This window comes from Chthonobacter albigriseus, from assembly GCF_013839445.1.
Lineage (GTDB): Bacteria > Pseudomonadota > Alphaproteobacteria > Rhizobiales > Pleomorphomonadaceae > Chthonobacter > Chthonobacter albigriseus.
Map to the genome: position 1 here is coordinate 3,659 of NZ_JACDIT010000015.1, position 2,455 is coordinate 6,113.

Annotated in this window: 2 protein-coding genes and 1 pseudogene; all 3 read right to left on the reverse strand. The window is 68.1% G+C overall.

Annotation, left to right across the window (positions count from 1 at the left end; genetic code table 11):
* A pseudogene (locus HZ321_RS21435) lies at positions 1-288 on the reverse strand (sugar ABC transporter permease); the annotation flags it as partial.
* Between the two features lie 3 nt (positions 289-291).
* A complete protein-coding gene (locus HZ321_RS21440) occupies positions 292-1,359 on the reverse strand; it encodes an ABC transporter ATP-binding protein (protein ID WP_181704466.1) in 1,068 nt (355 codons plus the stop codon).
* An 11-nt stretch (positions 1,360-1,370) separates the two neighbouring features.
* Entirely contained in the window at positions 1,371-2,450 is a 1,080-nt protein-coding gene (locus HZ321_RS21445) for an ABC transporter ATP-binding protein (protein WP_181704467.1), read from the reverse strand.
* Between the last annotated feature and the right edge of the window lie 5 nt (positions 2,451-2,455).

A 2,455-nucleotide genomic window follows, 5' to 3' on the forward strand; every position in this document is an offset into this window, starting at 1 on the left:
CCAGCCCTTGCGCGGCATGCAGAGGGCGATGGCGATGCCGAGCGGGATCTCGATGGCCAGGATGATGGCGGAGAAGAAGAGGTTGCGCATCAGCGCTTCGTGGAAGCGCGAGGAGGCGAGCGTTTCCTCGAACCACTCGGTGCCGGCCCAGAAGAACTCGTTGTTGCCGAAGGTGTCCTGGACGGAATAGTTGACCACCGTCATCAGCGGGATGACGGCGGAGAAGGCGACCAGCACCACCACCGGCAGCACCAGGAACCAGGCCTTGTTGTTCCAGGTCTTTTCCATGGCTCAGGCCTCGACCAGATGGCTGTCGACGTAGACGTTGACGTGGGCGGGATCGAAATCGGCGCTCGGGTCGGCGGGGATCGGGACCCCCTCCTTGACCACCGCGTTGAGGTCGGCATCGCCCAGCCTGGCGCGGACGATGCGGTAGCGGCCGACGTCCTCCACCGAGCGGACCTGGATCGGCACGCCGGCGCCGGCTTCCACCAGGCGGACGAACTCCGGCCGGACGCCGAGCTCCACCTTGCCGGAGGCAGGACGGTAGGCGCGGGGCAGGCGGATGACGGTGCCGCCGACGCGTGCGGTGTCGCCGGAGATCTCGGCGGCCATGACGTTCATGCCGGGCGAGCCGATGAAATAGCCGACGAAGGTGTGCTTGGGCCGCTCGAAGAGCTCGTCGGGCGTGCCGATCTGGACGACCTCGCCGTCGTACATCACGACGACCTTATCGGCGAAGGTGAGCGCCTCGGTCTGGTCGTGCGTCACGTAGATCATGGTGAAGCCGAAGCGCTTGTGCAGGTGCTTCAGCTGCGAGCGGAGTTGCCACTTCATGTGCGGGTCGATGACCGTCAGCGGCTCGTCGAAGAGGATGGCGTTGACGTCCTGGCGGACGAGGCCGCGGCCGAGCGAGATCTTCTGCTTCTGGTCGGCGGTGAGGCCGCGGGCCTTGCGCGTCAGCCGGTCCGACAGGCCGATCATCTCGGCGGTCTCGCGCACAGCGCGGTCGACGTCGGCCTCCGGAACGTGCCGGTTGCGGAGCGGGAAGGCCAGGTTGTCGTAGACAGTCATGGTGTCGTAGATGACCGGGAACTGGAACACCTGGGCGATGTTGCGGGCCTCGGTCGGCAGGCGGGTGACGTCCTTGTCGCCGAACAGGATGCGGCCCTTGGAGGGGATCAGCAGTCCGGAGATGACGTTGAGCAGGGTGGTCTTGCCGCAGCCGGAGGGGCCGAGCAGCGCATAGGCGCCGCCGTCCTGCCAGGTGTGGTGGACCTCCTTCAGCGCGAAGTCCGACGGCCTGGTCGGGTTCGGGCGGTAGGCGTGGGCGATGTGGTCGAGTTCGATGCGGGCCATGGCGTGTCTCCTCAAGCCGCTGCCGCAAGCCGCGGCGCGGCGGCGAGCCGGCCGTGGGCGTCGAAGACGAAGAGGCGTTCCGGGTCGATGTAGACGGTGATGGCGGCGTCGACGTCGAGGTTGCGGATGCCGTGGGTGAGAGCGACCCAGCGGGCGTCGGCGACGTCGACGTGGACGAAGCTTTCCGAGCCGGTGATCTCGGTGACCGCGACGCGGGCCGGGGCCGCGACCGGGGCGACCGGGTCGAGGAAGAGGTGGTGCGGCCGGAAGCCGAGGGTGTAGGCGCCATCGGCGAGGCCGCCGTGGCCGGCACCGACGGGAACGGTGAGGCCGTGCGGATGGACGAAGGCCGAGCCGCGCTTTTCCACCCGCAACGTGTTGAGCGGCGGGTCGGAGAAGGTCTCGGCAGTGAGAAGGTCCACCGGGCGGTTGAAGACGTCGATGGTGGGTCCGACCTGGGTGACGCGGCCCTCCGAGAGGGTGGCCGTGTTGCCGCCGAGGAGCAGCGCCTCGGTCGGCTCGGTGGTGGCGTAGACGAAGATGGCGCCGGTGGCGGCGAAGATCTTCGGCAATTCGGCGCGCAGTTCCTCGCGCAGCTTGTAGTCGAGGTTGGCGAGCGGCTCGTCGAGGAGCACGAGGCCGGCGTCCTTGACGATGGCACGGGCGAGCGCGGTGCGCTGCTGCTGGCCGCCGGACAGCTCGAGCGGCGTCTTCTTCAGATGGTCGGTGAGGCGGAGCATCTCCGCGGCCTTGCGGACGCGCGCGTCGATCAGCTTCTCGTCGCGGCCGGCGACGCGGAGCGGCGAGGCGATGTTCTCGTAGACGCTGAGGGTCGGGTAGTTGATGAACTGCTGGTAGACCATGGCGACGTTGCGCTTCTGCACGGGCACGCCGACGACGGACTTGCCGTCGAGGCGAATGTCGCCGCCGGTCGGCTTGTCGAGCCCGGCCATCAGCCGCATCAGGCTGGTCTTGCCGGAGAGCGTGGGACCCAGGAGGACGTTGAGCGAGCCATGCGCGAGCGTCATCGACACGTTCGCGAGATGGGTCTCCGCTCCGACCTTCTTGGTGACGTCGATCAGTTCCAGCATCGTCT

Coding starts and splice junctions, on each gene's coding strand:
- HZ321_RS21445 (WP_181704467.1), bottom strand. CDS start 2,450: ATGCTGGAACTGATCGACGTCACCAAGAAGGTCGGAGCGGAGACCCAT.
- HZ321_RS21440 (WP_181704466.1), bottom strand. CDS start 1,359: ATGGCCCGCATCGAACTCGACCACATCGCCCACGCCTACCGCCCGAAC.